This is a genomic window from Paraburkholderia sp. BCC1876, assembly GCF_902833695.1.
In the GTDB taxonomy this organism is placed as follows: domain Bacteria; phylum Pseudomonadota; class Gammaproteobacteria; order Burkholderiales; family Burkholderiaceae; genus Paraburkholderia.
The window spans coordinates 1-25,308 of sequence record NZ_CADFGI010000015.1 but is presented as its reverse complement, the minus strand read 5'-3'; the positions used below and the strand labels follow the sequence as shown (position 1 = coordinate 25,308).

The following is a 25,308-nucleotide window of genomic DNA, read 5'->3' as shown; positions in this document are numbered from 1 at the left end:
AATTTAACATCGGCTGTCACGAAACGGAAACATGGGCGTCTGGATAACGTTTTGCGTGAGGTCAACGTGAAGGCACGCTCGCTGGACCTGGCGGCCGATGGGTTGGCATGATGGATGGAGAAACGGGAGCGTGCTTTACGCGATGGGCGGCACGCATGCGTCATGTGACTTTTAATCAGGATTCCAGATGCTTGATTGGGTGCGGCGGGTGGTGGGTGGTTCGATACTGGGTCTCGTATTGGCGGGTTGCTCGTTTGCGCCGGGGACTTCTGGGAGCGGCGCGAAGCCCTTTACGACGCTGCCAAAAATCATCGCGCACCGAGGCGGCACCGGCGACGCGCCGGAAAATACGCTGGAGGCGATCCGTCTGTCGGTCGAGCATCGCGCCGACGTGATGTGGCTGTCGGTGCAGTTGAGCAAAGAGGGGGTGCCGGTTCTGTATCGGCCGGCGGATCTGTCGGCGCTGACGGACGCGAAGGGCCCGGTGTCGGCTTACACCGTGGCTGAACTCGCGCGCGTGAACGCCGGGTGGAGCTTCCGTCAGGGCGACGCGTATCCGTATCGCGATCGTCCTGTCGGCATTCCGACGCTGCGTGAAGCGCTGCGCGCCGTGCCGCGAACCATGCCGGTGATCCTCGACATGAAGGCATTGCCTGCCGGCGCGCAGACGCAAGCGGTGGCACATGTGCTCGATGAGGAGCAGGCGTGGTCGCGAGTGTCGATCTACTCGACCGAAGCGGATTATCAACAGACTTTCGCGGCGTATCCGCGCGCAAAACTATTCGAATCGCGCGATGCCACGCGTGGACGCCTGGTGCGCGTACTGTTGAATCAAGGCTGCGTAGACGCGCCGGCCGAACATGCCATGAGCGCGTTCGAACTGCATCGCGCATTGACGGTGGTGGAGAAGTTCACGCTGGGAGAGGGGCGGTCGGACGTGCAGGCTACGTTGTGGACGCCGGCAACCGTCGCGTGTTCCCGGCAAAAGGCCGACGTGCAAATCGTCGCGATTGCGGTGAACAGCGCGGATGATTATCGGACGGCCGCGTGTCTCGGGATCGATGCAGTGCTGGCGGATTCGCCTTCGAAAATGGTGCCGCTCAAGGAAGGGGCCGTGCTGCCGCTGCGGTGCGAACGGGCGGTCGCGGCGGGCGGGCAGTAGGCACCCGGGCTCATAGTCAGAGCTCGGAATACTTCGTCGCCGTCCCTTTAGATTTCTCTACCGGATAACGCTCTTCATTCAACGCCACTTTCTCCATGGCGGCGTCGACCAGATCGAAGCCCGCCGTGTGAGCGACCAGCATCAGGTAAATGAACACGTCCGCGCATTCATGCTCCAGATGCTTTTTGCGCTTAGGATCGAGCAACAACGCATCCACTTCGGAATCGGTCTTCCACTGGATCGTTTCCAGCAACTCGCCGGCTTCGATGCTGGTCGACACGATCAGGTTGCGTAGCGTGTGAAACTGCTTCCAGTCGCGGGCCTCGCGGAACGCAAGCACCCGTTCGAGCAGATCGCTGGTGGTCATGGTTGGACTCTCCGTTGCTGAAAAAGAAAAAGCCCGTTATTAACGGGCTTTGATGGGCTTGCGCGGGCTTTAGCGGGGTGGTGAGATCGCGATGGATCTGCCTGCCGTGCCGAACCTTAAACGTTGAACAGGAAGTTCATCACGTCGCCATCATGCACGACGTATTCCTTGCCTTCAGCACGCATCTTGCCGGCTTCTTTCGCGCCTTGCTCACCCTTATAGCTGATGAAGTCATTGAACGCGATGGTCTGCGCACGAATGAAGCCGCGCTCGAAGTCCGTATGGATCGCGCCCGCTGCCTGCGGTGCGGTGTCGCCGATATGAATCGTCCAGGCGCGCACTTCTTTCACGCCGGCCGTGAAATACGTTTGCAGACCCAGCAGCTTGAACGCCGCGCGGGCCACGCGGTTCAGGCCCGGTTCTTCCATGCCCATGTCGGCGAGGAACACGGTCATGTCGGCTTCGTCGAGATCGGCGATTTCCGCTTCGATCGCCGCGCACACTGCCACGACCGGCGCGTTTTCCGCTGCCGCGAACTTCGTGACCGCGTCCAGATGCGGGTTGTTCTCGAAACCGTCGTCCTTCACGTTCGCCACGTACATGGTCGGCTTCGCGGTGATCAGGCAGAACGGTTTGATGGTGGCTTTTTCTTCGTCCGAGAGATCGAGCGCGCGGACCGGCTTGGCCTGGTCGAGCTGCGCGCGGACCTTTTCGAGCACCGCGGCGTTCTTGATCGCTTCCTTGTCGTTACCCGACTTGGCCGCCTTCGAATAGCGCGACAGCGCTTTTTCGACGGTGGCGAGGTCGGCCAGCGCCAGTTCGGTGTTGATCACTTCGATGTCCGACAGCGGGTCGACCTTGTTCGCGACGTGAATCACGTTGTCGTCTTCGAAGCAGCGCACCACGTGCGTGATCGCGTCGGTTTCGCGGATGTTCGCGAGAAACTGGTTGCCGAGGCCTTCGCCCTTGCTTGCACCGGCCACCAGACCGGCGATGTCGACGAATTCCACCACCGCCGGCAGGATGCGCTCCGGCTTGACGATTTCAGCGAGCGCCTTCAAACGCGCGTCCGGCACTTCGACAATGCCGACGTTCGGTTCGATCGTGCAGAACGGGTAGTTTTCGGCGGCGATGCCCGCCTTGGTCAGTGCGTTGAACAGGGTGGACTTGCCGACGTTAGGCAGGCCGACGATGCCGCATTTGAGGCTCATGGAAATCCTTCAGTGATTCAGTAAGTTGCGTGATGCGCTCGACGCTGGGTGCAGGACTCGAAAAGCCTTCGCGTTTGGCGTGGCGGCGGACCGCAGCGGAGCGGGACAAGACACCGGGTCGGGCAGGGCCTCGACGGTCCCGGGCGAGTCTCGTCACGGAAAGCGCAATTGTAACCCGTTCGGATCGGCTTCCTAAGAGGGGCGGGGCAAACCAGGCGCGCCGGGAAACGCCGGGAACTGCACGGAAACAGCCGCCAACCCGTGGAAACCCCGCGAAGTCCATTCGTCGGAACATTGTAAGATGACCGTCCGGGGCCGCTAGAGCCCTTTCCGAGAGAGCATGATGAAAATAACAACAGGGCTGAGATGGGGCGCGGGCATTGCGCTGGCGGCGGGTGTCGTCGTGTGGCTGTTGCCTAATTATGATGAGGCGCAGGCCGCAACCGACCGTCAAACGGTCAACTGCATGACGAGCGCGCTCACCCTCGACGATAAGCGCCGTATCGCCGGGTTTGCCGACACCAACGACTTCGACTCGCTGTGGCGCGTCTATGACCGGGTGTTCCCGGACTGCATGGTGCGCGGCGACCAGCGTGACCATAAGCGCGAGCTGGTGTCGAACGCGTGGCGGGTGCTGTCGTCCGACCGCGACTTCATGCTGTTGCGTGAATCCCATGCGGCACACGCCGCGCAAGGGCATTAGCGCATTAATCGGCGGAGACCTTGTTCCGGGCCAATATGCCGCGCGCCTCGATCCGTCCCCCGCAACCCCCGCGGCTATAATGCGCGCATGAACGCACACCACCAGACCTTTGATGTCGCCGTGATCGGCGGCGGGCTCGTCGGCAAGACCGCGGCATTGGCGCTGACGCAAGGCGGACTGCGCGTGGCGCTGCTCGCGCAGCCCTGCGCGGCGCTGCCGGCCGGCGCCGTATTCGACTCGCGCGTCTACGCGTTGTCGTCGAGTTCGCAGGCGCTGCTCGAGCGTTTGCGGGTCTGGCAGGCGCTCGATCTGGCCCGCCTCGGGCCGGTCTACGACATGCGCGTTTATGGCGACGCGCACGCCGAACTGCATTTCTCCGCATTCCAGGCGTCGGTGCCGCAACTGGCGTGGATCGTCGAGTCGTCGGTGATCGAACGCGCACTGGATGCGGCGCTGCGTTTCCAGCCGAATCTCACCTGGATCGACACGCGTGCGCAGGCGCTGGACTTTACTGTCGACGGCGCCAGCGTCGGCCTCGCCAACGGCAATGTGCTCGAAGCCGATCTGGTGGTCGGTGCGGACGGCGCGCATTCGTGGGTGCGCGCGCAGATCAACTCGAAGATGGACCGCCGCGACTACAGGCAGACCGGCGTCGTCGCGAACTTCAAGGCCGAAAAGCCGCACAGCGAAACCGCTTACCAATGGTTCAAGGACGGCGAGATCGTCGCGCTGCTGCCCATGCCGGACGGCCATGTGTCGCTGGTCTGGTCGGCGCGCACCGAACACGCTGAAAAGCTGGTCGCGCTCGATCCGGCGCAACTCGCTGCCGAAGTGGAACGCGTGACGGGCGGCCAGTTCGGCGCGCTCGAATGCGTGACGCCCGCGCAAGGCTTCCCGCTCGCGCTGCAAACGGTCGACCGGCTGGTCGCGCCGCGCGTCGCGCTGGTCGGCGACGCCGCGCATCTGATTCATCCGCTGGCGGGCCAAGGCATGAACCTCGGCTTGCGCGACGTCGCGGCGCTCGCCGATACCGTCGCCGGCAAGGAATCGTTCCGCGACCTCGGCGACATGGTGCTGTTGCGCCGCTACGAACGCGCTCGCCGCGAAGACATTCGCGCGCTGATGATCGCCACCGACGGCCTGCAAAAACTCTTTTCCGCGCCCGGCCCGTTCGCCAAGGTGCTGCGTAATACCGGCATGGCGTTCGTCGGCGCGCAACCGTTTATCAAGCGCTGGCTGGTGTCGGCCGCGCTGGGTTAAAGCATCCCACCCGGCACGCCGCGGCTGGCGAGACGGGTATCATGAACGGATGGGCGCCGTTCCGGTCAGACCGGAACCGTCGCAAAACGCGTACACCGCGCGAATGAACCAGGAATTCAGCATGAAAAAGACCTTCCGCGTGGCGGCCGCCGCGCTTGCCATCGCCGCGATCACGCTGGGCTGCTCCGCCCAGGCCGATCAGACCACCGACAAACTCAAAGCCACGCTGCAAACGCGTCTGGCCGACGTGACGATCAAGAGCGTGACGAAGTCGCCGATCGCCGGCATCTACGAGATCAACCTCGGCACGCAGATCGTCTATAGCGACGCGAACGGCGACTACCTGTTGCTCGGCGACATGGTCGACGCGAAGACCCGCAAGAATCTGACGGAAGCGCGTCTGTCGGAAACCAACCGCATCGATTTCGCGAGCCTGCCGTTCGCGAACGCGGTGAAGGTCGTGAAGGGCAACGGCTCGCGCAAGATCGCGGTGTTCTCCGATCCGAACTGCCCGTACTGCAAGCAGCTCGAAACCACGCTCAAATCAATCGATAACGTGACCGTGTACACGTTCCTGTACCCGGTGCTGTCGCCGGATTCGACCGCCAAGTCGAAGTCCATCTGGTGCTCGACGGATCGCGCCAAGGCCTGGGAATCGTGGATGCAGGACCATCAGGCGCCCACCGCCGCCGGCACCTGCGACACCGCCGCGATCGACAAGAACCTCGCGCTCGGCCACGCCATGAACGTGGACGGTACGCCGACCGTGTTCCTCGCCGACGGCCGCCGTCTGCCCGGCGCCGTGCCGGCCGACCGGCTCGACAAGGAAATGTCCGCGGTGCATTGAGTCGCACACAGTTCGGACCATATAGAGAAGCAAGGAGGCGCAGTGCGCCTCCTTTCACATTCAGCCCCAACATCCCCGCCTCACACTCTCCTAATCGCCGCCGATGAAGCCGATACGCTACACCATCGTTCCCAAGCAACCCGCCGCCCATCTGTTCGAAGTCACCGTGACCGTCGCCGATCCCGATCCGGCCGGCCAGCGTTTCATGCTGCCGGTGTGGATTCCGGGCAGCTACATGGTGCGCGAGTTCGCGCGCAACATCGTCACGCTGCGCGCCGTCAACGACGCCGGCCGCAAGGTTCGCGTCGAGAAGACCGACAAGCACACGTGGCAGGCCGCGCCGGTCAAAGGCGCGTTGACGCTGCGCTACGAGGTGTATGCCTGGGATCTGTCGGTGCGCGCCGCGCATCTGGACGACACGACGGGTTTCTTCAACGGCACCAGCGTGTTTTTGTCGCCGCTCGGTCATGAAGAAGCGCAATGCGTGGTCGACATCCAGAAGCCGGACGGCGCCGCGTATCGCAACTGGCGCGTCGCCACGGCGTTGCCGGAGGCGCGTGGCACGAAGCGCTACGGCTTCGGCGAATATCGCGCGCAGAACTACGACGAGCTGATCGATCACCCGGTCACGCTGGGTGAATTCGCGCTGGCGACGTTCGACGCGCATGGCGTGCCGCACGACATCGTGATCGCCGGCCGCGTGATCGGGCTGGACATGGCGCGACTGTCCGCCGACCTGAAGCGCATCTGCGAAGCGCAGATCGCGTTGTTCGAGCCGAAGTCGAACAAAGCGCCGATGGATCGCTACGTGTTCATGACCCAGGCCGTCACCGACGGTTACGGCGGCCTGGAGCATCGCGCTTCGACCGCGCTGATCTGCAATCGTGGCGATCTGCCGGTGCAAGGACGCGACGCGCTCAGCGAAGGCTACCGAACTTACCTCGGCTTGTGCAGCCACGAGTATTTCCACACCTGGAACGTGAAGCGCATCAAGCCGGCGGTGTTCGCGCCGTACGACCTGAACGTGGAAAACACCACGTCGTTGCTGTGGCTGTTCGAGGGCTTCACCTCGTACTACGACGACCTGATCCTCGTGCGCAGCGGGCTGATTTCGCCGGACGACTATTTCGGCCTGCTCGGCAAGGTGGTGGGCGGTGTGCTGCGCGGCAGCGGCCGCCTGAAGCAGACCGTCGCCGAAAGCTCGTTCGACGCGTGGGTCAAGTACTACCGTCAGGACGAGAACGCGCCGAACGCGATCGTCAGCTATTACACCAAGGGCTCGCTGGTCGCGCTCGCGTTCGATCTGACGATCCGCGCGCAGACCAACAACCGCAAATCGCTCGACGACGTGATGCGTCTGCTGTGGCAACGTTTCGGCCGCGATTTTTACCGCGGCAAGCCGGTCGGCGTGGAAGAAAGCGAGGTCGAAGCGCTGTTCGCGGAAGCGACCGGCGCGCAACTCGGCGAGCTGTTCGCCGAGGCCGTGCATGGCACGCGCGATTTGCCGCTCGAAACGCTGCTCGCGCCGTTCGGCGTCACGCTTGCGCCTGAATTCGACAAGAATGCCCGGCCGTCGCTTGGCGCGCGCTTGCGCGGCGGCGCGGATTGCACGTTGGCGGCGGTGCATGAAGGCAGCGCCGCGCAGAAAGCGGGGCTCTCGGCCGGCGACATGCTGATCGCGCTCGACGGCCTGCGCGTGACCGGCTCGAATCTTGACGGCCTGCTGGCACGCTATCAGCCGGGCGCGAAAGTCGAGGTCCACGCGTTCCGCCGCGACGAACTGCGCACCACGCAAGTCAAGCTGGACGGGCCTGAGCCGGCACGCTACAAGCTCGCGGTCAGCGACAAAGGGACCGCCGCGCGCAAGGCCCGCGAGCGCTGGCTTGCAAGCTGATCGTAATCGCCGACGTTATTAATCGACGGTCGAGGGCGGCGGATTGTTCTACCAGTGCAACAATCCGTCGCTGCCGGATGGCTTTTTCTCGGGGCGGTAAAAAAACACAATGACTCCACTCGCGCAAAACTGCGCGCCCCTACTGGAGTCACCGACATGACCACGATCCTGCAAATCAACTCGGCAGCCCGTTCGCAAGGCGCGAACTCGACGCTTCTCGTCAACGAACTGACCGCCAAGCTGCAACAATCGAATCCGGGCGCGCAAGTCGTCGTCCGTAATCTGCAAGCTGAGCCGCTGCCGCACCTGGACGACGCCGTCCTCGGCGCGTTCTTCACGCCGGCTGACCAACGCACCGCCGAGCAGGCCGAAATCGCCGCACGCAGCGAAGCGCTGATCGCCGAACTGCAAGCCGCCGACATCGTCGTGATCGGCGCACCGATGTACAACTTCGGTATCTCGTCGCAGCTCAAGACGTACTTCGACTTCATCGCACGCGCCGGCATCACGTTCCAGTACACGGCGAACGGTCCGGAAGGTCTCGTGAAGGGCAAGAAGGTCCACGTCGTGTCGGCACGCGGCGGCAAGTATCTGGGCACGCCGAACGACAGCCAGACGCCGTATCTGAAGGCTTTCCTGGGTTTCCTCGGCATGACCGACGTGAACTTCATCTACGCCGAAGGCCTGAACATGGGCCCGGACGCAGCGACCGCCGCGCTGGTTTCGGCGCGCGAAGCGATTGCCGCTGCGTAAGAAGGTCGATGGAAGGATTGACGCGCTGGTTTGAACCGGCGCGCAGCGCAGTGTAGTGCGCGATGTAGCTATGCAATGAAAAACGCCACGGGTTTGAAACCCGTGGCGTTTTTGTTTTTTCCGGTTCGCGCGCCGATGCGCTTATGCACTAACTCGCCGATGCGCGCCTGGACGTATTGCCGTTACGCCAACATCTGCGCTTCGTCCGGCAAGCGCCAGTCGATCGTTGCACGGCCGTGCTGCGCGAGATACTCATTCGCCTTCGCAAAATGCCCGCAGCCGAGAAAGCCGCGATGCGCCGACAGCGGCGACGGATGCGGCGCTTCCAGCACATAGTGCGATTTGCCGCCGAGCAGCGCGCGCTTCGCTTGCGCGTGCGCGCCCCACAGCATGAACACCAGGCCGTCATGACGCATGGCGAGTTCATGGATCAGCGTGTCCGTACACTTTTCCCAGCCGCGTTTCGCGTGGCTCGCCGCGGCGTCGCGTTCGACCGTCAGCACCGTGTTCAGCAGCAGCACGCCCTGTTTGGCCCACGTGTCGAGACAGCCATGACGCGGCGTGTCGTGACCAAGGCTCGCGGCAATTTCCTTGAAGATGTTGCGTAGCGACGGCGGCGTGCGCACGTTCGGCGCCACCGAAAATGCCAGCCCATGCGCTTGCGGCGTGCCGCGGTCTTCGCCGTGATACGGGTCCTGGCCGAGGATCACGACTTTCACTTCGTCGGGACTGGTCAGGCGCAGCGCACGGAATACGTCGGCGGGATACACGGTCTTGCCGGCCGCGCGTTCACCGTCGACGAAACGGCACAGCGGCGCGTAAGCGTCGCTTTCGATGAACGGCTTGAGATGTGTGCGCCATGCCGGGGGCAGGGCGGCGAATTGGGCTTCGAGGGCCGGCGGCGCGCCAGCCGATGAAGGCGAAACCGGGTTGGTCGGTGCGTCGGCGGGTGAGGGCGCGGCGTCGCCGAAAAGCGAAGCCTGCGACGAATCGGAGCGGGTACGGGAAGCGGAGGTCATGGCGGGGAAGTGTCGCAGCAAATGCGGTGTTGCTCAAGGTGCGGCGGTGAAGCGCGGACGGCGCGCGCCAGGTGCTGAGGTGTGCGCGACGTCGCGCGTTCATCAAGCCGTATGTCGGTGCGTGCCGCGTTGCTGCGCTTGCCGCCGTTCAGCCCGCCCGCAGTTGATACCCGCGCTGTGCTTTGCTGACGTTATCCGGCGCAAGCCCTGCGATCGCTTTGCCAAGTTCCGCCGCCAGCGCATGCAAAGCGGCTTCGTCGCCGGATTTCAGTTCGAGTTCGACTTCGGAAATCGGCGCGCGGCGCGTTTCACCATTCACTTCGGTGATCACGTCGCCTTGATCGATCGCGGCTTCGACCGTCGCACCGTTCAGCTCGACATTCCACAGCGTGCGCGTGAAGTCCGTGCGGAACAGTTCGACCAGCTCCGGCGCGGCCTGGCGCAAAGCTTCAGCCGCGCTCGGCTCATCGCACTCGCGCAGCAAGGCGTCGATTTCGAGCTTTTCGCCCGCCACCGGCATTTCCCACTCGTGCCGGCTGTGCAAACCGTCCTTCGCTTCGCCCACCGTCTTGAAGGTTTGCAGCCAGCCGTCCGGCGTGTGACGCAAACGCAGCGCGCTTTTCGACTTCGCCAACGTCAGCGCCAACGTATCGAAGTAAATATTCGCCAGCCTGACATCGCGCCCTTCTGCGTCTGTCCGCGCGACAAACCACTGCGTCGCCGCCTGCACCTGGTCAGCCGGCAGCGCCAGCTTGATTTCGCGTTCCATGCTCATGATCTGCCTTACTCCGTGTGCCGCCGTGCCGCGTGTCGACTGTGGCGCTCAGAAAAACATCCGCGCCAGTTCGACGCCCGGCTCTTCCGCGCGCATGAACGCCTCGCCGACGAGGAACGTATGCACGTCCATCGCGCGTAGCCGTTCGACGTCGACGCGCGACAGAATGCCCGACTCCGTGACGACGATCCGGTCGTCCGGAACCGCTTCGAGCATGCCGATGGTCGTCTCGATCGACGTTTCGAATGTGCGCAGATTGCGGTTGTTGATACCGATCAGCGGCGTTTTCAGCGTGAGCGCTTCCATCAGCTCACGGCTGTCGTGTACTTCGACCAGCACGGCCAGATTCAGCGAATGCGCGAGCGCTTCGAGGTCTTGCATCTGCGGGGTTTCGAGCGCGGCGGCGATCAGCAGGATCGCGTCGGCGCCCATCGCGCGGGCTTCGACGATCTGATACGGATCGACGATGAAGTCTTTGCGCAACACCGGCAGTTTGCAGGCCGCGCGCGCTTCTTCCAGATACGCGACGCTGCCCTTGAAGAACTGCACGTCGGTCAGCACCGACAGGCACGCCGCGCCGTGCTGTTCATACGAACGCGCGATCTCGGCGGGCACGAAGTGTTCGCGCAGCACGCCTTTCGACGGGCTCGCCTTCTTCACTTCGGCGATCACCGCGGCGAGGCCCGCCGTGTGCTTCGCGCGCAACGCGCCGACGAAGTCGCGAATATCGCGCGACGCCGCTTCGAGGCGCAGTTCTTCAAGCGACGCGCTTTGCTGCGCCGCGCGGACTTCTTCGCGTTTGATCGCGATGATCTGGTCGAGAATGTCGCTCATCTGTGTCTCGCTACGTGATTAGTGCTTGAATTGCTGGGTGAAGCGGATCAGATCGTCGACCTTCGCACGAGCCTTGCCGCTCGCGATCGCTTCGCGCGCCAGTTGAATGCCGTCCGCGATCGACGCCGCCACGTTTGCCGCATACAGCGCCGTACCCGCGTTCAGCGTAACGATTTCGCGCGCGACGCCCGGTGTGTTGTCGAGCGCTTCGAGCAGCATCGCTTTCGATTCGGTCGCGTCGGCCACTTTCAGCGAGCGGTTCGACACCATCTGCAGGCCGAAGTCTTCCGGATGAATCTCGTACTCGTGGACCTGGCCGTCGCGCAACTCGCCGACCTGCGTCGCCGCGCCGAGCGAGACCTCGTCCATGCCGTCCATGCCGTACACCACCAGCACATGCTTCGCGCCGAGGCGTTGCATCACGCGCACCTGAATCCCGACCAGGTCGCCGTGAAACACGCCCATCAACTGATTCGGTGCGCCGGCCGGATTGGTCAGCGGCCCGAGAATGTTGAACAGCGTGCGCACGCCGAGTTCACGGCGCACCGGCGCGATGTTCTTCATGGCCGGATGATGGTTCGGCGCGAACATGAAGCCCATGCCGGTTTCCGCGATCGACGCCGCCACCTGTTCCGGCTGCAGATCGATATTCACGCCGAGCGCTTCGAGCACGTCCGCGCTGCCCGACTTGCTCGACACGCCGCGGCCGCCGTGCTTCGCGACTTTCGCGCCGGCCGCGGCCGTGACGAACATGGTGGCCGTGGAAATATTGAAGGTTTGCGAGCCGTCGCCGCCGGTCCCGACGATATCGACGAAGTTCGAGTTGTCCGGCACGTCGACGTGCCGGGCAAATTCACGCATCACCGTGGCGGCCGCGGTGATTTCGCCGATGGTCTCTTTTTTGACGCGCAAGCCGGTAATGATCGCTGCCGACATCACCGGCGACAGTTCGCCGCGCATGATGAGGCGCATCAGATGCAGCATTTCGTCGTGGAAAATCTCGCGGTGCTCGATGGTCCGTTGCAGCGCTTCCTGGGGCGTAATCGACATGATTTCGTCTCTCTTCATCAGGCGCGTTGAGTGGACGCGAGTTTCGACTGCTTCACGAAGTTCTCGAGCAGCGCGTGGCCGTGTTCGGACAGGATCGATTCCGGGTGGAATTGCACGCCTTCCACCGCCAGTTCCTTGTGACGCACGCCCATGATTTCACCGTCTTCGGTCCATGCCGACACTTCGAGACAATCGGGCAGCGATTCGCGTTCGATCGCGAGCGAGTGGTAGCGGGTCACCACGAAGTGCTTCGGCAGGTCGGCGAACACGCCTTTGCAATCGGTTTCGATCGTGCTGACCTTGCCGTGCATGATGGTCTGCGCGCGCACCACGCGGCCGCCGAACGCTTCGCCGATGGCCTGATGGCCGAGGCAGACGCCGAGAATCGGCGTTTTGCCGGCGAATTCGCGCAGCACGTCGAGCGTGATGCCGGCGTGTTGCGGATTGCTCGGGCCGGGCGACAGGCAGATGCGCTCGGGGTTGAGCTTCGCGATCTCGTCCAGCGTGATTTCGTCGTTGCGGTAGGTGCGTACGTCTTCGCCGAGTTCGCCGAAGTACTGCACCAGGTTGTAGGTGAACGAGTCGTAGTTGTCGATCATTAGCAGCATGGTGTGTCTCCGGTCAGAAGTCGCTATCGAGGCCGTCTTGAACCTGTTCGGCGGCGCGCAACACGGCGCGTGCCTTGTTCTCGGTCTCTTGCCATTCGGATTCGGGCACCGAATCGGCGACGACACCCGCTGCCGCCTGCACATACAGATTGCCGTTCGCGATCACGCCGGTGCGGATCGTGATGGCGAGATCCATTTCGCCGGTGAAGGACAGGTAGCCGACCGCTCCGCCGTACAAGCCGCGTTTGACGGGCTCCAGTTCGTCGATCAGTTCCATCGCGCGAACCTTCGGCGCGCCCGACAACGTGCCGGCCGGGAAGGTGGCGCGCAACACGTCGAAATTGGTGGTGCCGGGTTTCAGCTTGCCTTCGACCGAACTCACGATGTGCTGCACGTGCGAGTACTTTTCGATCACCATCTTGTCGGTCACGACCACCGAGCCGATCTGCGCGATGCGGCCCACGTCGTTACGCGCGAGGTCGATCAGCATGACGTGCTCGGCGACTTCCTTCGGGTCGTTCAACAGTTCTGTGGCGAGTTCCGCGTCGCGTTCCGGCGTATTGCCGCGCGGACGCGTGCCGGCGAGCGGCCGGATCGTGACGATCCGGTCTTCGCCGCGCTTTTCCTGGCGCACCAGAATTTCCGGCGATGCACCCACGACGTGGAAGTCGCCGAAGTTGTAGTAATACATATACGGCGACGGATTCAGCGAGCGCAGCGCGCGGTACAACGAGAGCGGATTGTCGCGGAACGGCTTGGTCAGGCGTTGGCCGACCTGCACTTGCATCAGTTCGCCGGCCGCGATGTATTCCTTCGCCTTGCGCACGGCGGCGAGGTAATCGTCTTTGGCGAATTCGCGGTAAGTCTCGGTGCGCACGCTGGCCGACGTGACCGGCGGCTGCACGGTCGTGCGCAAACGCTGACGCAACTCACGCAGACGCTGCTTGGCCTTCGCATAAGCCTCAGGCTGCGTCGGATCGGCGTAGACCACCAGATAGAGCTTGCCGGCGAGGTTGTCGATCACCGCGACTTCTTCGGTCAGCAGCAGTTGGATATCGGGCAGATTCAGATCGTCAGGCGGCGCGGTGTGCGCGAGCTTCTTCTCGATGTAACGCACCGCGTCATAGCCGAAATAACCGGCCAGACCGCCCGCGAAACGCGGCAGCCCAGGGCGCTGCGCCACTTTGAAACGGCCCTGGAATTGCTGGATGAATTCGAGCGGATCGCCTTCGTGCGTTTCGACGACCTTTCCGTCGCGCACGACTTCGGAGATGCCGTTGCGGGTACGCAGCAGCGTGCGCGCCGGCAAGCCGATGAACGAATAGCGGCCGAAGCGTTCACCACCCACCACCGATTCGAGCAGAAACGAATTGGCGCCGTTGCGCTCGCTCTGCGCGAGCTTCAGGTAGAGCGACAGCGGCGTTTCGAGGTCGGCGAGCGCTTCGGCGATCAGCGGAATGCGATTGAAACCCTCGTTGGCGAGGGACTGGAATTCGAGTTCGGTCATGTTCCGATCCTGTACGGTGATCCGGCGGCAGCATGCGTCGGACAAAGCGGGGCGTTGCGCGGCCGGTCAGGGCGTTCGTTCGACAGTTTCGACACGATGATGATACCGACCGGCGCGAGTTTCCCATCGACGCGTGCAAGCAGTGTCAGCGCACGACGGTACTTTGTGGGTACACGCAGGCCGATTCAACCGATGCAGCGAAACAGGACGATGGAAAAAACGCGTGAGCGCAGCGAAGCAAAAAACGGTTGCCGAAGACGAGCTTCAGCGTACCTCAGGCGAGGTTAGCGCGACCAGCGACGCCAGGGCCAGGCTCCCCGGTCGATGCTAATCAGACTCCGTTTTTTGTTCAGAAACATGAGAATGGTGGACTTTTCAGGTCGTTGAATGGTGCGCTGCGATCGCCTTGGCGGCGTCGAGCAGCGAGGCAACTATACCATCGGATTTTATTTCTTGTATAGCGCGACCATGGTTGTAGCCATAGGGCACGGTCAGCGTCGCCATGCCCGCTGCACGGCCGGCCAGCGCGTCGTTTTCCGAATCGCCGATCGCCACCGTGGCTTGCGGCTCGACGCCTAACTGCGCCGCAGCGGTCAGCATGGGCAGCGGGTCCGGTTTCTTTTTCGCGAGGCTGTCGCCGCCGAGCACAACGCTGAAATATTGCGCAAGCCCGTATTGCTGCAACAACTCGACCGCGAAGCGGTGCGGCTTGTTGGTCACGCAGGCGAGCTTGATGCCGGCCTCGCGCATGGCGCTCAGGCCGGCTTCCACGTCGGGATAGAGCCGCGTGTGCGTGCCGTTGATTTTTGCGTACTCTTCCTGATAGATCGCGAGCGCTTCGTCGAAACGGTCTTGCGCATGCTCCGCTTCGAAACGCGGCGCCAGCACGCTGCGGATCAGATGCTCCGAACCCTTGCCGACATAGCCGACCACTTCTTCACGCGAGGTTTCCGTCGCGTCGAGTTGCGCGAGCATGCCGTTCAGGCCGGCGGTGAAATCGTCGGCGGTATCGATCATCGTGCCGTCGAGGTCGATGATCGCGGCTTGCAGGCGCGGACCGGTGAAGGTCGGCGCGGGAAACGATGCGTGAAGCGGAGCGGTCATAGGGCGTGCAGTTTTTAGTGCTGGATGTTGGCGAGCGCCGCGCGCATCTTTTCGATCACGACCTTGTGATCGGGCTGGCCGAAGATTGCCGAGCCGGCCACGAACGTGTCCGCGCCGGCCGCCGCGATTTCGGCGATGTTGTCGACCTTCACGCCGCCGTCCACTTCCAGATGAATCTCGCGGCCGGTGCGCTCCTTGTACGCGTTGATACGCGCGCGCGCTTCGCGCAGCTTGTTGAGCGCTTCAGGAATGAACGACTGACCGCCGAAGCCCGGATTCACCGACATGATCAGCACGAGGTCGACTTTGTCCATGACGTGATCGAGGTGGTTCAGCGACGTAGCCGGGTTGAACACCAGCCCGGCCTTGCAGCCGTGGTCGCGAATCAGCGACAGCGTGCGGTCGATATGGTCCGAGCCTTCAGGATGAAAGCTGATCAGATTCGCGCCGGCCTTGGCGAAATCCGGCACGATCCGGTCGACCGGACGCACCATCAGATGCACGTCGATCGGCACGTCCACGTGCGGGCGGATCGCCTCGCACACGAGCGGCCCGATGGTCAGGTTCGGCACGTAATGGTTGTCCATCACGTCGAAGTGAATCCAGTCGGCGCCGGCGGCGACGACGTTGCGCACTTCCTCACCCAGACGGGCGAAGTCGGCGGACAGAATGCTGGGGGCAATGCGGAATTGCGTCATGGCGGGGAAGGATGCAAGCGGGAAAGCATCATTTTACCGTTTTGTGCGCTCGGAAACCGGCTCGTGGACGGCGCGCGTCACTTTCGCGATGCGCTCCGCGAAGCTGACAAAACGTCTGAATGGCCCTTGGCCAGAGGGATTTGTCCGGTTGCGGGCCTGCCGCGCATCAAGCAGAATGCCAATCCATAAGCACCGCATCGCCAGTGCGCCCGCAAACCATTGGCATACGGGCTTTCCCGCGATTTTTCACAGCCCGTTTCACCAGATTGGAATCAGGATGAGCCAGTACGAATTCAGCGTCTCGGCGCAGGTGCAGTTTCTGCCCGAAGAGTCGGACCCGGAGCGCCGCCAGTATGCGTTCGCATACACGCTGACCATCCGCAACACGGGCCAGGTGCCGGCGCAATTGATTGCGCGGCATTGGGTGATTACCGACAGCGACAATAACGAGCAGGAAGTGAAGGGGCTCGGCGTGGTCGGCCACCAGCCGCTCCTCAAACCGGGCGAGCACTTCGAATATACGAGTTGGGCCGTGATCGGCACGCCGGTCGGCACCATGCGTGGCGAATATTTTTGCGTGGCGGAAGACGGCGAGCGCTTCGAAGCGCCGGTGCCGGAATTCATCCTGCGCATGCCGCGTACTTTGCATTGAACCGAGGCCGCTGACGGCGGTCTCTTAAACACTCCAACGCGCTTGGGCTTTTGCTCCGGGCTTACGCAGCAGGCAGGCTTACTGCGGATTCTGTTTTTTATGCTGTTCGGTCGAGTGGGCGCGCGTTATTTTCTTCTTACCGGACGATGTCCACACCACGATAAAAACCAGCAGGAAAAGCGCGAGGAGCGACTCCAGCGCGAAGATGAGCATTGGGTATTCGTCGAACAGATCAGACATGGCGGTTTCCATCAAGAACGAACATTGTATGCGGTTTGTCCGCACGGCCGGAGCATGGCTCGGCGCGCTTTCGGTTGCGGTGATGCTGGCGTCCTGCGGAGGCGGCGGCGCGGTCCGGCCTTCGGTGTCGCCGCCCACGGGCGCTGCGATCATACCCGGACAGATCGCCTCGACGCGGCTCACGGCGGTTGCGTGGCAACAGGTGCCGGGCTGGCAGGACGACTCGCTGATCGGCGCGACCGCCGCGCTGCGGCAAAACTGCGTGAGACTGGCGCGTCAGCCGAACTGGGCGCGCGCATGTGCCGCGGCCTCACAAATCGACGATCTCGACGTCACCGGCGCACGGGCTTTTTTCGAGGCCTATTTCACGCCGTTCCAGCTAGCGAATAACGACGGCACGCTCGACGGTCTCGTCACCGGTTACTACGAGCCTTTGCTGCGCGGTTCGCGTACGCGTCACGGCGTGTATCAAACCGCGCTGTATCGCTGGCCGTCCGGCTATCGCGCGGGCGCGCCGCTGCCGGTGCGTGCGCAGCTCGAACGCGCGGGTGTGCTCAGCGGCAATGAACTGGTCTGGGTCGACGATCCGATCGAAGCGTTCTTCCTGCAGGTTCAAGGTTCCGGCCGGATCGTGATGGAAGACGGCAGCGTGATGCGACTCGGTTTCGGCGGCACGAATAATCAGCCGTACAAGTCGATTGGGCGCTGGCTGCTGGATCGCGGCGAACTCACGCCGGCACAGGCGACCATGCAAGGGATCAAGGCGTGGGCGCGCGCGAATCCGACCCGGGTCGATGCGCTGCTGGATACGAACCCGCGCTTCGTGTTCTTCCGCGAAATGCCTTCCGGCGAAAGCGTGCCGGGCGGTGGGGCGGATGGTCCGATCGGCGCGCTCGGTGTGCCGCTCACGCCGGAGCGTTCGATCGCGGTCGACCCGTCCTCGATTCCGCTCGGCACGCCGGTGTTTTTGCAGACCACGCGGCCATTGACGAACTCGCCGATGAATCGCCTCGTCTTCGCACAGGACACCGGTTCCGCGATCAAGGGCGGCGTACGCGCGGATTACTTCTGGGGGCTCGGCGATGACGCCGGTGACCTGGCCGGGAAGATGAAGCAGGGTGGCCGGATGTGGCTGTTGTTGCCGAATTCGTGAGGGTGGGGTTGGGGCTTTTGCGCTTGAGCTTGAAGGCTTAGGCCTGACGCTGGGCCTCGGCTGTCGCTGAGCTTCGGCTACCGGTGAAGCGGCGGATTTCGTTTCGAAAACCGCCGTCTTCAACCGCCGCCTTTAGTCAGCCGTTGGTCAGAAGCAACCCTTCCTCAAAGCCCCGACTTGCGTTTGTCCACCACGCGCCGTGCTTTACCCACCGAACGTTCAATCCCGTTCACAGCCAGCACATTCACCACGGCACTCACGCCGATCAATGCCTTGATGTCGTAAGTCAGCGCCTGCTTTGCCGTAGACAACGCAGCGATATCCGGCGCGGTCTCCGGACACGGTTCGACATTCAGCGTCAATACGTCGAGCGGCCCTTCCTTGGTCAGCACGATCTGGTAATGCGGCGCGAGGGCATGTTGCTTGAGCAGCAGTTCTTCGATCTGCGTCGGAAAAACGTTTACGCCGCGCACGATCATCATGTCGTCCGAACGCCCCGTGATTTTCTCCATGCGACGCATGGTGCGAGCCGTGCCCGGCAGGAGCCGCGTCAGATCGCGTGTCCGGTAGCGGACGATCGGCAGCGCTTCCTTGGTTAGCGACGTGAACACCAGTTCGCCGAGTTCGCCGTCCGGCAGCACTTCGCCGGTTTCGGGATCGATGATCTCGGGATAGAAATAATCTTCCCAGATGGTCGGGCCGTCTTTCGTTTCCACGCATTCCGATGCCACGCCCGGTCCCATCACTTCGGACAGACCGTAAATGTCGACCGCGTCGATGCCCATGCGTTTTTCAATGGCCTGGCGCATGTCATTGGTCCACGGCTCCGCGCCGAAGATGCCGAGGCGCAGCGAGCAGGCGGCCGGGTCGATGCCCTGACGCTCGAGTTCGTCCGCGATCGAGAGCATGTAGCTCGGCGTCACCATGATGATGTCCGGCTTGAAATCCTGAATCAGCTGGACCTGTTTTTCGGTCTGACCGCCGCCGAACGGAATCACGGTGAGCCCCGCGCGTTCCGCGCCGTAGTGAGCGCCGAGGCCGCCGGTAAAGAGACCATAGCCGTAGCTCACGTGAACCTTGTCGCCACGCCGCGCGCCGGCCGCGCGGATGGAACGTGCGACGAGATTCGCCCACGTGTCGATGTCGCGTGCGGTATAGCCCACCACGGTCGGCTTGCCGGTCGTGCCGGACGACGCGTGAATCCGCGAAATCTGGTCCTGCGGCACGGCGAACATGCCGAAGGGGTAGCTGTCGCGCAGATCCTTCTTGGTGGTGAAGGGAAAGCGCGCCAGATCCGCGAGGGTTTTTACTTCGCTCGGATGCACACCGGCTTCGTCGAACTTGCGGCGATAGACCGGCGAATTTTCATAGGCGTGGTTCAACGACCATTTGAGCCGTTCAAGTTGAAGCGCGGCGAGTTCGTCGCGGCTGGCGGTCTCGATGGGATCGAGCGGAAGGGCGGTGGTCATCGAATGTCTCCTTGCTGCCTCAATGCTTGAGTCTGATGGTCGGTGCGCTTGCACGCAAAAACTGGGGCGGCCTGCTGTTTATACGTGTCGTGTCCGCTAGTTCGTCGACTAGTCGCCACGCTGTGCTTCGGAACTTGCCGCCGGATTGCTTTGGTTGCCACTCACGATCCCGCGAGTGGTGTGTCGCGACCTTTCCGTGCGTCCTTCTTTCAATCGCTCACGGGTATCAGGTTGCCTTTAATCTGCGCCGATTTGCCGCGAAACATCGCGACGGTTTCGTCAGCGCGATTCATGACCCGAATGTCGTAGATGCCGGTGCGTCCGCTCAGCGTCTGTTCAACGGCTTCCGCCGTCAGCACGTCGCCGCCATGCACCGGACGCAGAAACTCGATCGAGCAGCCGGCTGCGACCGTGTTGATGTTGTATGTATTGCAGGCGAACGCGAACGTGGAATCGGCCAGCGTGAAAATCAGGCCGCCGTGACAAATCTGATGACCGTTCAGAAAGTCTTCGCGCACAGCCATACGCAAACGCGCGTAGCCGGGGCGGACTTCCAGTATTTCGAGGCCGAGCGCCTTGCTGCAGGCGTCGTTTTCGTACATGGCGGCTGCGGTTGCGCGGGCGAGTTCGTCTGGCGTCATCTGGCTGGGTTGGCTGGGTTGGCTGGGTTGGCTGGGTTGTGCGGACATCTCAACGGCCCTCGAAACGTGGTGCACGCTTTTCGACGAAAGCCTGAACGCCTTCCGCGTAATCGTGGGAAGCGCCGAGCTCACGCTGCAGATCGCGTTCGAGGTCGAGTTGCTGATCCAGGCTTTGCGTCGCGCCTGCCCGCATGGCCTGTTTGATCGCCGCGATCGCGCGCGTGGGTTGCTGCGCGAGCTGGCTCGCGAGTTTGGCGGCGGTGCCGGCGAGTTCCGCGTCGTCGACCGCTTGCCAGATCAAGCCCCAGTTCTCGGCTTTTTCCGCGCCGAGTTTGTCGCCGGTAATGGCAAGCCCCATGGCGCGCGCCATGCCGATGCGTTGCGGCAGGAACCAGGTGCCACCGGAATCAGGCACGAGGCCAATCTTCACGAACGCCTGGATGAAGCTCGCGGAGCGGGCGGCGAGCACGATGTCGCAGGCCAGCGCGAGGTTTGCGCCGGCGCCGGCGGCCGTGCCGTTCACTGCCGCGATCACCGGGATTCGCAGCGCTTGCAGACGGCGAATCAGCGGGTTGAAATACGTGTCGATCAGCTCGCCCAGATCGGTCATTGCGCCTGGCGTGAAGTCGAGATCGGCAAGATCCTGGCCGGCGCAGAAGCCACGGCCTGCACCAGTGAGCACGAGGGCGCGGGCAGTGGACGCTTCCACCTCGTCGAGCGCGGCGCTCAATTCCTGATGCATTGCGCGCGTGAAGCTGTTCAGCTTGTCCGGGCGGTTCAGCGTAATGGTCGCTACACGGCTCGATGCATCTATATCCAGGCGAATCGCTTCATACGACATTGGGTGTCTCCTCAAAGTCTCTTTGATCGATGGATGCTTCGGCGTTTGTGTCAGAGCCGCTCGATGACCAACGCGATGCCTTGGCCTACACCGATACACATCGTGCAAAGCGCAAAGCGGCCGTTGATCCGTTCTAACTGGTACAGCGCCGTCGTGATCAGACGCGCGCCCGATGCGCCAAGCGGGTGGCCGAGCGCAATGGCGCCGCCGTTCGGATTGACGCGCGGGTCGTCGTCGCGCAAACCGAGCGTGCGCAGCACGGCCAGGCCTTGCGACGCGAAAGCTTCGTTCAACTCGATCACGTCGAATTGCTCGAGCGTCATACCGAGTTGCTTCAACAGTTTCTGGGTGGCCGGCGCCGGGCCGATACCCATGATGCGCGGCTCGACGCCCGCCGTTGCCATGCCTACCACGCGAGCGCGGCGACGCAGGCCGTACTGATCGGCGGCCTCTTGATTCGCAAGCAGCAGCGCGCAGGCGCCGTCGTTCACACCGGATGCATTGCCGGCCGTCACGCTGCCGTCAGGACGAACCACGCCTTTGAGCTTGCCCAGACTTTCGAGCGAGGTTGCGCGCGGATGCTCGTCGAGCATGACGCGCACCGGGTCGCCTTTCTTCTGCGCGATGTCGACGCCCACGATTTCCTGGGCCAGCGTGCCGTCTTCCTGCGCGCGAGCCGCCTTCTGCTGGCTCGCTAGCGCAAACATGTCCTGATCCGCGCGGCTGATACCGAATTCGACCGCGACGTTTTCCGCTGTTTCCGGCATCGAGTCGACGCCGTATTGACGTTTCATCAGCGGGTTGATGAAGCGCCAGCCAATGGTTGTGTCGTAAATGTCGGCTTGCCGTGCGAAGGCGCTAGCGGCCTTACCCATGACGAACGGCGCTCGCGTCATGCTTTCTACGCCGCCGGCAATCATCAAACGCGCTTCGCCTGCCTTGATTGCGCGTGCTGCGGTGCCGACCGCATCCATGCCCGAGCCGCACAAGCGGTTGATGGTCGCGCCGGGCGCATCCGTCGGCAAACCCGCCAGCAGCGCGGACATGCGCGCGACGTTGCGGTTGTCTTCGCCGGCCTGGTTGGCACAACCATAGATCACGTCGTCGAGCGCGCGCCAGTCGACGCCCGGATTGCGCTCGATCAGCGCCTTGATCGGCACCGCGCCGAGGTCGTCGGCGCGAACGTCCTTGAGGGCGCCGCCGTAGCGGCCGATCGGGGTGCGAATCGCATCGCAAATGAAGGCGTCGTTCATATGAGCTCCTGCAGGGGCGGACCGGCGCGAAATGCCGATCCGATGTCTCATGTTAGTTGGGAGGCACGGCTCGGTCCATTCGGCCAAAAGGCATAGGACGAAAGCCGTGCTTTTGTCTTATGACGTTCAGCCAGCTACCGCCGGCGCCGCTTTCGGTTCAACATGAACGCGGCTTTGAATGATGCGGAAGCGGTTCGCGACGAAGGCTGCATCGGCCAGCGCTGCGTTGGCCGCCGGGTTGGCGCCCGTGCCATGGAAGTCGGAGAACGCCGCCGACTGATTGACGAATACGCCGCCGGTCAGATTGATCGACAGCGCTACGCCGCCGCGGACGGATGCTTCGTGCGCTTCGTCGAGCACGGCTTCGTCGGTGCTGTAGACCGACAGCGTCAGTGCACCGTGCTCGGCGGCGATCGAGCCGGCGAGATCGAGCGACTGGGCAGTCGAGTCCGTCGCGATCACGAACGAGATCGGGCCGAACCATTCCTTGGTGAACTGGGCGTAGTCGGTTGCGGCGTCCAGTTGCAGCACGAGCGGCGTGCGCACGCGGGCGCCGGCAAACGCCGGGTGTTCGAGCGACTGGCTTTCGACCAGTACACGGCCGAGCTTGGCTGCTTCGCCAATGCGCTGGGTCACGCCGTCGTTCTGGATCGCGCCGAGCAGTTCGACGGCGCGGGCCGGATCGGCAACCAGTTTTTGGACTGCGCCGGCAATGGCTTGCGCGACTTCGTCGAAACCGAGCGTGCCGTCGGCGGTGCGAATCCCGCCGCGCGGCACGTAAATGTTCTGCGGCGCCGTGCACATCTGGCCCGAGTAGAGCGCGAGCGAGAAGGCGATGTTGCGGGCAACGGCTTTGATGTCGTCCACCGAGTCGATCACGATCTGGTTGACGCCGGCTTTCTCGGTGTAGACCTGTGCCTGATGCGCATTGCGCTCGAGCCACGTGCCGTTTTGCGTGCTACCCGTGAAGTCGATCAGCTTGATCTCCGGGCGCAGTGCGAGGTCCTGCACGAGTGCGCCGTCGTTCGGCTCGGTTGCGAGCAGCGTGACGACGTTCGGGTCGAAACCGGCTTCACGCAAAACGTCGCGGGCAATCCGCACGGTCACTGCCAGCGGCAGAATTGCGCCCGGATGCGGTTTGACGATGACTGTGTTGCCGGTGGCCAGATCGGCGAAGAGGCCCGGGTAGCCGTTCCACGTTGGGAACGTGCAGCAGCCGAGTACCAGGCCGGTACCGCGCGGCGCGACGGTATAGCGCTTGTGCATGGCGAGCGGCGGGTTCTTGCCTTGCGGTTTTTCCCAGTGGGCGTCGGCCGGAATGCGGCGCAACTGGTCCCATGCGTACACCACCGCTTCGAGCGCGCGGTCCTGTGCGTGGGGGCCGCCCGCCTGAAAGGCCATCATGAACGCCTGACCGGTCGTGTGCATCACGCTGTAGCCGATTTCGAAGCTGGCGCGATTCACTCGCGCGAGGATTTCCAGGCACACGCCGATCCACGCTTGCGGGCCCGCTGCGCGCCAGTCACGTTGCGCGACTGCCGCTGCTGCGATCAGCGCCTCAGGATCGGCCTTCGGGTAGCGGACGCCGAGCGGAAAACCGAACGGCGAGACTTCGGCGCCGACGGTGTCTCCCGTCGACGGCTGGTCGAGTTCGAAGGTCGCGTCGAGGTGTGTTTTGAATGCGGCTTCACCGTCCGCGTTCGCTGTTTCCCCGTACACTTTCGGACTGGGCATCTCGACGAACGGGCTCCAGTAGCCGCGCGTTTCGACCGCGGTGAGCGCCTTTTGCAGCGTGTCTTCGTGCTTGGTGAATAGCGGATGTGTCATGGCAGAGGGGCGTGACTGTACGTTGGGAAAAGCCTGTCGAATAATTGACCGACCGGTTGGTTGGTCAATGTTAGCATTATTAACATGGCGGCGCGAAGCGTTTTCGCGTGTGATTAATCATTAGGAGGCGGCATGGCTTACGAGAACATTCTGGTTGAGACACGAGGACGGGTCGGTTTGGTCACGCTGAATCGCCCGAAGGCGTTGAACGCCTTGAACGACGCGTTGATGGACGAACTGGGCGCCGCGCTGCGCGAGTTCGATGCCGACGACGCGATCGGCGCGATCGTGATTACGGGTAGCGAGAAGGCGTTCGCGGCAGGTGCAGACATCGGCATGATGGCCACCTATTCCTATATGGATGTCTACAAGGGTGACTACATCACCCGCAATTGGGAGACGGTTCGGTCGATCCGTAAGCCGATCATTGCTGCGGTGGCGGGCTTTGCGCTTGGCGGCGGCTGCGAATTGGCGATGATGTGCGACATCATCTTCGCCGCCGATACCGCGAAGTTCGGTCAGCCGGAAATCAAACTCGGCGTGATGCCGGGCGCCGGTGGTACGCAGCGACTGCCTCGCGCCGTCTCCAAAGCAAAAGCAATGGACCTGTGTTTGACCGCGCGTTTCATGGATGCCGCCGAAGCCGAGCGTGCCGGACTGGTTTCGCGCGTGATTCCTGCGGCCTCGCTGATCGACGAGGCGATTGCGGCTGCTGCCACCATTTCCGAATTCCCGCTTCCCGCTGTGATGATGGTGAAGGAGTCCGTCAATCGCGCGTACGAAACGACGCTTGCCGAGGGTGTTCATTTCGAGCGTCGTCTGTTCCACTCGCTGTTCGCCACGGAAGACCAGAAAGAGGGGATGGCCGCGTTTGTGGAGAAGCGCAAGCCGGTTTTCAAGCATCGTTAATACTGTTGTCAAAATAACGCTTGCAAGGCCCTGCGCGGGTCGCTAGAATCTCGCTCTTTCGTGCTTCGGACACCGAGGCACGGGAGGCGGGAGAGCCAGCAATGGCAAGGGTTTCAGCGAAGTGAGCGGGTTGAGAAAGTTATAAAAACCTGTTGACGACGTAGCGGAAGTTCTTCATAATCTCGTTTCTCTGCTGCAGATGCAGCGACGCAGAACGAAGCGGTGCCGGGTGGTTGTGAGGTTGGCGACACGCGGTGCTGGTTTGGTGGTGAATGCGTAATCGATCTTTAAAAATTAACAGCCGATAAGTGTGGGCGCTTGATGCGAGACGCGAGGTGGATCTTTCGGGATCTGCCGCAAAGCGAAAGTATCAAGTCTCACACAGTAATGAAAGGAAGGTTTGACTGTCGAAAGACGATCGAACAATTCGTCAGTACGTTGAGTGAGCGACCGGTTCTTAACGGAACCGAAAAACAGTAACAGGTTTGAACTGAAGAGTTTGATCCTGGCTCAGATTGAACGCTGGCGGCA

Annotated in this window: 25 protein-coding genes; 9 read left to right on the top strand and 16 right to left on the bottom strand. The window is 62.8% G+C overall.

Going from position 1 to position 25,308, the window contains the following annotated elements; genetic code table 11:
- The first annotated feature begins 187 nt into the window (after positions 1–187).
- Positions 188–1,162 carry a glycerophosphodiester phosphodiesterase family protein gene (locus tag HWY05_RS34330; protein ID WP_176061142.1) on the top strand — a complete coding sequence of 325 codons (975 nt, stop codon included), beginning with the start codon at positions 188–190 and terminating at the stop codon, positions 1,160–1,162.
- Between the two features lie 16 nt (positions 1,163–1,178).
- Here the strand turns inward: HWY05_RS34330 and HWY05_RS34325 are convergent, their stop codons facing one another.
- Both HWY05_RS34325 and ychF read right to left on the bottom strand, forming a co-directional pair.
- Positions 1,179–1,529, bottom strand: a complete 351-nt coding sequence (locus HWY05_RS34325; RefSeq protein ID WP_176061141.1) for a nucleotide pyrophosphohydrolase — start codon at positions 1,527–1,529, stop codon at positions 1,179–1,181.
- A gap of 116 nt (positions 1,530–1,645) precedes the next feature.
- The gene (gene ychF / locus HWY05_RS34320; protein WP_035555020.1) at positions 1,646–2,740 is read right to left on the bottom strand and encodes a redox-regulated ATPase YchF; all 1,095 of its coding nucleotides are present in this window, start codon (positions 2,738–2,740) and stop codon (positions 1,646–1,648) included.
- A gap of 340 nt (positions 2,741–3,080) precedes the next feature.
- Between ychF and HWY05_RS34315 the strand changes: the two genes are divergently transcribed.
- From HWY05_RS34315 to HWY05_RS34295, 5 genes are all read left to right on the top strand, one after another.
- Entirely contained in the window at positions 3,081–3,443 is a 363-nt protein-coding gene (locus HWY05_RS34315) for a hypothetical protein (RefSeq protein ID WP_244146775.1), read from the top strand.
- Positions 3,444–3,530: 87 nt separating this feature from the next.
- Entirely contained in the window at positions 3,531–4,703 is a 1,173-nt protein-coding gene (locus HWY05_RS34310; protein ID WP_035555023.1) for a UbiH/UbiF family hydroxylase, read from the top strand.
- Positions 4,704–4,824: 121 nt separating this feature from the next.
- Positions 4,825–5,550 carry a DsbC family protein gene (locus tag HWY05_RS34305; RefSeq protein WP_035562643.1) on the top strand — a complete coding sequence of 242 codons (726 nt, stop codon included), beginning with the start codon at positions 4,825–4,827 and terminating at the stop codon, positions 5,548–5,550.
- 103 nt (positions 5,551–5,653) lie between these two features.
- Positions 5,654–7,444: a PDZ domain-containing protein gene (locus HWY05_RS34300; protein ID WP_176061140.1), complete on the top strand. Its 1,791-nt coding sequence runs from the start codon at positions 5,654–5,656 to the stop codon at positions 7,442–7,444.
- A gap of 156 nt (positions 7,445–7,600) precedes the next feature.
- The gene (locus tag HWY05_RS34295; protein WP_035555030.1) at positions 7,601–8,197 is read left to right on the top strand and encodes an NAD(P)H-dependent oxidoreductase; all 597 of its coding nucleotides are present in this window, start codon (positions 7,601–7,603) and stop codon (positions 8,195–8,197) included.
- A 182-nt stretch (positions 8,198–8,379) separates the two neighbouring features.
- Here HWY05_RS34295 and HWY05_RS34290 read toward each other — a convergent pair whose 3' ends face one another.
- From HWY05_RS34290 to rpe, 8 genes are all read right to left on the bottom strand, one after another.
- Entirely contained in the window at positions 8,380–9,216 is an 837-nt protein-coding gene (locus HWY05_RS34290; RefSeq protein ID WP_035555033.1) for a uracil-DNA glycosylase, read from the bottom strand.
- A 148-nt stretch (positions 9,217–9,364) separates the two neighbouring features.
- Entirely contained in the window at positions 9,365–9,991 is a 627-nt protein-coding gene (locus HWY05_RS34285) for a CYTH domain-containing protein (protein WP_176061139.1), read from the bottom strand.
- 48 nt (positions 9,992–10,039) lie between these two features.
- A complete protein-coding gene (gene trpC, locus HWY05_RS34280) occupies positions 10,040–10,825 on the bottom strand; it encodes an indole-3-glycerol phosphate synthase TrpC (RefSeq protein ID WP_176061138.1) in 786 nt (261 codons plus the stop codon).
- 18 nt (positions 10,826–10,843) lie between these two features.
- Positions 10,844–11,875, bottom strand: coding sequence for an anthranilate phosphoribosyltransferase (gene trpD, locus HWY05_RS34275; RefSeq protein WP_035562646.1), 1,032 nt, complete (start codon positions 11,873–11,875; stop codon positions 10,844–10,846).
- Between the two features lie 17 nt (positions 11,876–11,892).
- A complete protein-coding gene (locus tag HWY05_RS34270) occupies positions 11,893–12,483 on the bottom strand; it encodes an aminodeoxychorismate/anthranilate synthase component II (RefSeq protein WP_035555042.1) in 591 nt (196 codons plus the stop codon).
- A 13-nt stretch (positions 12,484–12,496) separates the two neighbouring features.
- Entirely contained in the window at positions 12,497–13,990 is a 1,494-nt protein-coding gene (trpE, locus tag HWY05_RS34265; protein ID WP_035555045.1) for an anthranilate synthase component I, read from the bottom strand.
- Between the two features lie 375 nt (positions 13,991–14,365).
- A complete protein-coding gene (locus HWY05_RS34260) occupies positions 14,366–15,094 on the bottom strand; it encodes a phosphoglycolate phosphatase (protein ID WP_035555047.1) in 729 nt (242 codons plus the stop codon).
- Positions 15,095–15,108: 14 nt separating this feature from the next.
- Positions 15,109–15,792 carry a ribulose-phosphate 3-epimerase gene (rpe, locus tag HWY05_RS34255; protein ID WP_035555050.1) on the bottom strand — a complete coding sequence of 228 codons (684 nt, stop codon included), beginning with the start codon at positions 15,790–15,792 and terminating at the stop codon, positions 15,109–15,111.
- 277 nt (positions 15,793–16,069) lie between these two features.
- Between rpe and apaG the strand changes: the two genes are divergently transcribed.
- Positions 16,070–16,444 carry a Co2+/Mg2+ efflux protein ApaG gene (gene apaG / locus HWY05_RS34250; RefSeq protein ID WP_035555052.1) on the top strand — a complete coding sequence of 125 codons (375 nt, stop codon included), beginning with the start codon at positions 16,070–16,072 and terminating at the stop codon, positions 16,442–16,444.
- Between the two features lie 78 nt (positions 16,445–16,522).
- Here apaG and HWY05_RS34245 read toward each other — a convergent pair whose 3' ends face one another.
- Positions 16,523–16,684 (bottom strand): hypothetical protein, encoded by a 162-nt coding sequence (locus HWY05_RS34245; protein ID WP_035555055.1) that lies wholly within the window; start codon positions 16,682–16,684, stop codon positions 16,523–16,525.
- Positions 16,685–16,712: 28 nt separating this feature from the next.
- Between HWY05_RS34245 and HWY05_RS34240 the strand changes: the two genes are divergently transcribed.
- Positions 16,713–17,837 (top strand): MltA domain-containing protein, encoded by a 1,125-nt coding sequence (locus HWY05_RS34240; protein ID WP_244146774.1) that lies wholly within the window; start codon positions 16,713–16,715, stop codon positions 17,835–17,837.
- Between the two features lie 164 nt (positions 17,838–18,001).
- Here the strand turns inward: HWY05_RS34240 and paaK are convergent, their stop codons facing one another.
- The 5 genes from paaK to paaN all read right to left on the bottom strand — a co-directional run bounded on the left by paaK (position 18,002) and on the right by paaN (position 23,868).
- On the bottom strand, positions 18,002–19,306 hold the full coding sequence (gene paaK, locus HWY05_RS34235; protein ID WP_035555061.1) for a phenylacetate--CoA ligase PaaK: 1,305 nt from the start codon (positions 19,304–19,306) through the stop codon (positions 18,002–18,004).
- Positions 19,307–19,515: 209 nt separating this feature from the next.
- Positions 19,516–19,995 (bottom strand): hydroxyphenylacetyl-CoA thioesterase PaaI, encoded by a 480-nt coding sequence (gene paaI / locus HWY05_RS34230; protein ID WP_176061137.1) that lies wholly within the window; start codon positions 19,993–19,995, stop codon positions 19,516–19,518.
- Between the two features lies 1 nt (position 19,996).
- The gene (gene paaG, locus HWY05_RS34225; RefSeq protein WP_035555068.1) at positions 19,997–20,788 is read right to left on the bottom strand and encodes a 2-(1,2-epoxy-1,2-dihydrophenyl)acetyl-CoA isomerase PaaG; all 792 of its coding nucleotides are present in this window, start codon (positions 20,786–20,788) and stop codon (positions 19,997–19,999) included.
- 50 nt (positions 20,789–20,838) lie between these two features.
- A complete protein-coding gene (gene pcaF / locus HWY05_RS34220; RefSeq protein ID WP_176061136.1) occupies positions 20,839–22,041 on the bottom strand; it encodes a 3-oxoadipyl-CoA thiolase in 1,203 nt (400 codons plus the stop codon).
- A gap of 126 nt (positions 22,042–22,167) precedes the next feature.
- Entirely contained in the window at positions 22,168–23,868 is a 1,701-nt protein-coding gene (paaN, locus tag HWY05_RS34215; RefSeq protein ID WP_176061135.1) for a phenylacetic acid degradation protein PaaN, read from the bottom strand.
- Between the two features lie 132 nt (positions 23,869–24,000).
- Between paaN and HWY05_RS34210 the strand changes: the two genes are divergently transcribed.
- Positions 24,001–24,777, top strand: coding sequence for an enoyl-CoA hydratase (locus HWY05_RS34210; RefSeq protein WP_176061134.1), 777 nt, complete (start codon positions 24,001–24,003; stop codon positions 24,775–24,777).
- Positions 24,778–25,308 lie beyond the last annotated feature (531 nt).

Coding starts and splice junctions, on each gene's coding strand:
- HWY05_RS34240 (WP_244146774.1), top strand. CDS start 16,713: ATGCGGTTTGTCCGCACGGCCGGAGCATGGCTCGGCGCGCTTTCGGTT.
- trpE (WP_035555045.1), bottom strand. CDS start 13,990: ATGACCGAACTCGAATTCCAGTCCCTCGCCAACGAGGGTTTCAATCGC.
- apaG (WP_035555052.1), top strand. CDS start 16,070: ATGAGCCAGTACGAATTCAGCGTCTCGGCGCAGGTGCAGTTTCTGCCC.
- paaN (WP_176061135.1), bottom strand. CDS start 23,868: ATGACACATCCGCTATTCACCAAGCACGAAGACACGCTGCAAAAGGCG.
- HWY05_RS34310 (WP_035555023.1), top strand. CDS start 3,531: ATGAACGCACACCACCAGACCTTTGATGTCGCCGTGATCGGCGGCGGG.
- rpe (WP_035555050.1), bottom strand. CDS start 15,792: ATGACGCAATTCCGCATTGCCCCCAGCATTCTGTCCGCCGACTTCGCC.
- HWY05_RS34295 (WP_035555030.1), top strand. CDS start 7,601: ATGACCACGATCCTGCAAATCAACTCGGCAGCCCGTTCGCAAGGCGCG.
- HWY05_RS34210 (WP_176061134.1), top strand. CDS start 24,001: ATGGCTTACGAGAACATTCTGGTTGAGACACGAGGACGGGTCGGTTTG.
- HWY05_RS34315 (WP_244146775.1), top strand. CDS start 3,081: ATGATGAAAATAACAACAGGGCTGAGATGGGGCGCGGGCATTGCGCTG.
- HWY05_RS34300 (WP_176061140.1), top strand. CDS start 5,654: ATGAAGCCGATACGCTACACCATCGTTCCCAAGCAACCCGCCGCCCAT.
- HWY05_RS34290 (WP_035555033.1), bottom strand. CDS start 9,216: ATGACCTCCGCTTCCCGTACCCGCTCCGATTCGTCGCAGGCTTCGCTT.
- pcaF (WP_176061136.1), bottom strand. CDS start 22,041: ATGAACGACGCCTTCATTTGCGATGCGATTCGCACCCCGATCGGCCGC.
- HWY05_RS34285 (WP_176061139.1), bottom strand. CDS start 9,991: ATGAGCATGGAACGCGAAATCAAGCTGGCGCTGCCGGCTGACCAGGTG.
- paaI (WP_176061137.1), bottom strand. CDS start 19,995: ATGTCCGCACAACCCAGCCAACCCAGCCAACCCAGCCAACCCAGCCAG.
- ychF (WP_035555020.1), bottom strand. CDS start 2,740: ATGAGCCTCAAATGCGGCATCGTCGGCCTGCCTAACGTCGGCAAGTCC.
- trpC (WP_176061138.1), bottom strand. CDS start 10,825: ATGAGCGACATTCTCGACCAGATCATCGCGATCAAACGCGAAGAAGTC.
- HWY05_RS34330 (WP_176061142.1), top strand. CDS start 188: ATGCTTGATTGGGTGCGGCGGGTGGTGGGTGGTTCGATACTGGGTCTC.
- HWY05_RS34245 (WP_035555055.1), bottom strand. CDS start 16,684: ATGTCTGATCTGTTCGACGAATACCCAATGCTCATCTTCGCGCTGGAG.
- HWY05_RS34260 (WP_035555047.1), bottom strand. CDS start 15,094: ATGACCGCTCCGCTTCACGCATCGTTTCCCGCGCCGACCTTCACCGGT.
- paaK (WP_035555061.1), bottom strand. CDS start 19,306: ATGACCACCGCCCTTCCGCTCGATCCCATCGAGACCGCCAGCCGCGAC.
- HWY05_RS34305 (WP_035562643.1), top strand. CDS start 4,825: ATGAAAAAGACCTTCCGCGTGGCGGCCGCCGCGCTTGCCATCGCCGCG.
- trpD (WP_035562646.1), bottom strand. CDS start 11,875: ATGTCGATTACGCCCCAGGAAGCGCTGCAACGGACCATCGAGCACCGC.
- HWY05_RS34325 (WP_176061141.1), bottom strand. CDS start 1,529: ATGACCACCAGCGATCTGCTCGAACGGGTGCTTGCGTTCCGCGAGGCC.
- HWY05_RS34270 (WP_035555042.1), bottom strand. CDS start 12,483: ATGCTGCTAATGATCGACAACTACGACTCGTTCACCTACAACCTGGTG.
- paaG (WP_035555068.1), bottom strand. CDS start 20,788: ATGTCGTATGAAGCGATTCGCCTGGATATAGATGCATCGAGCCGTGTA.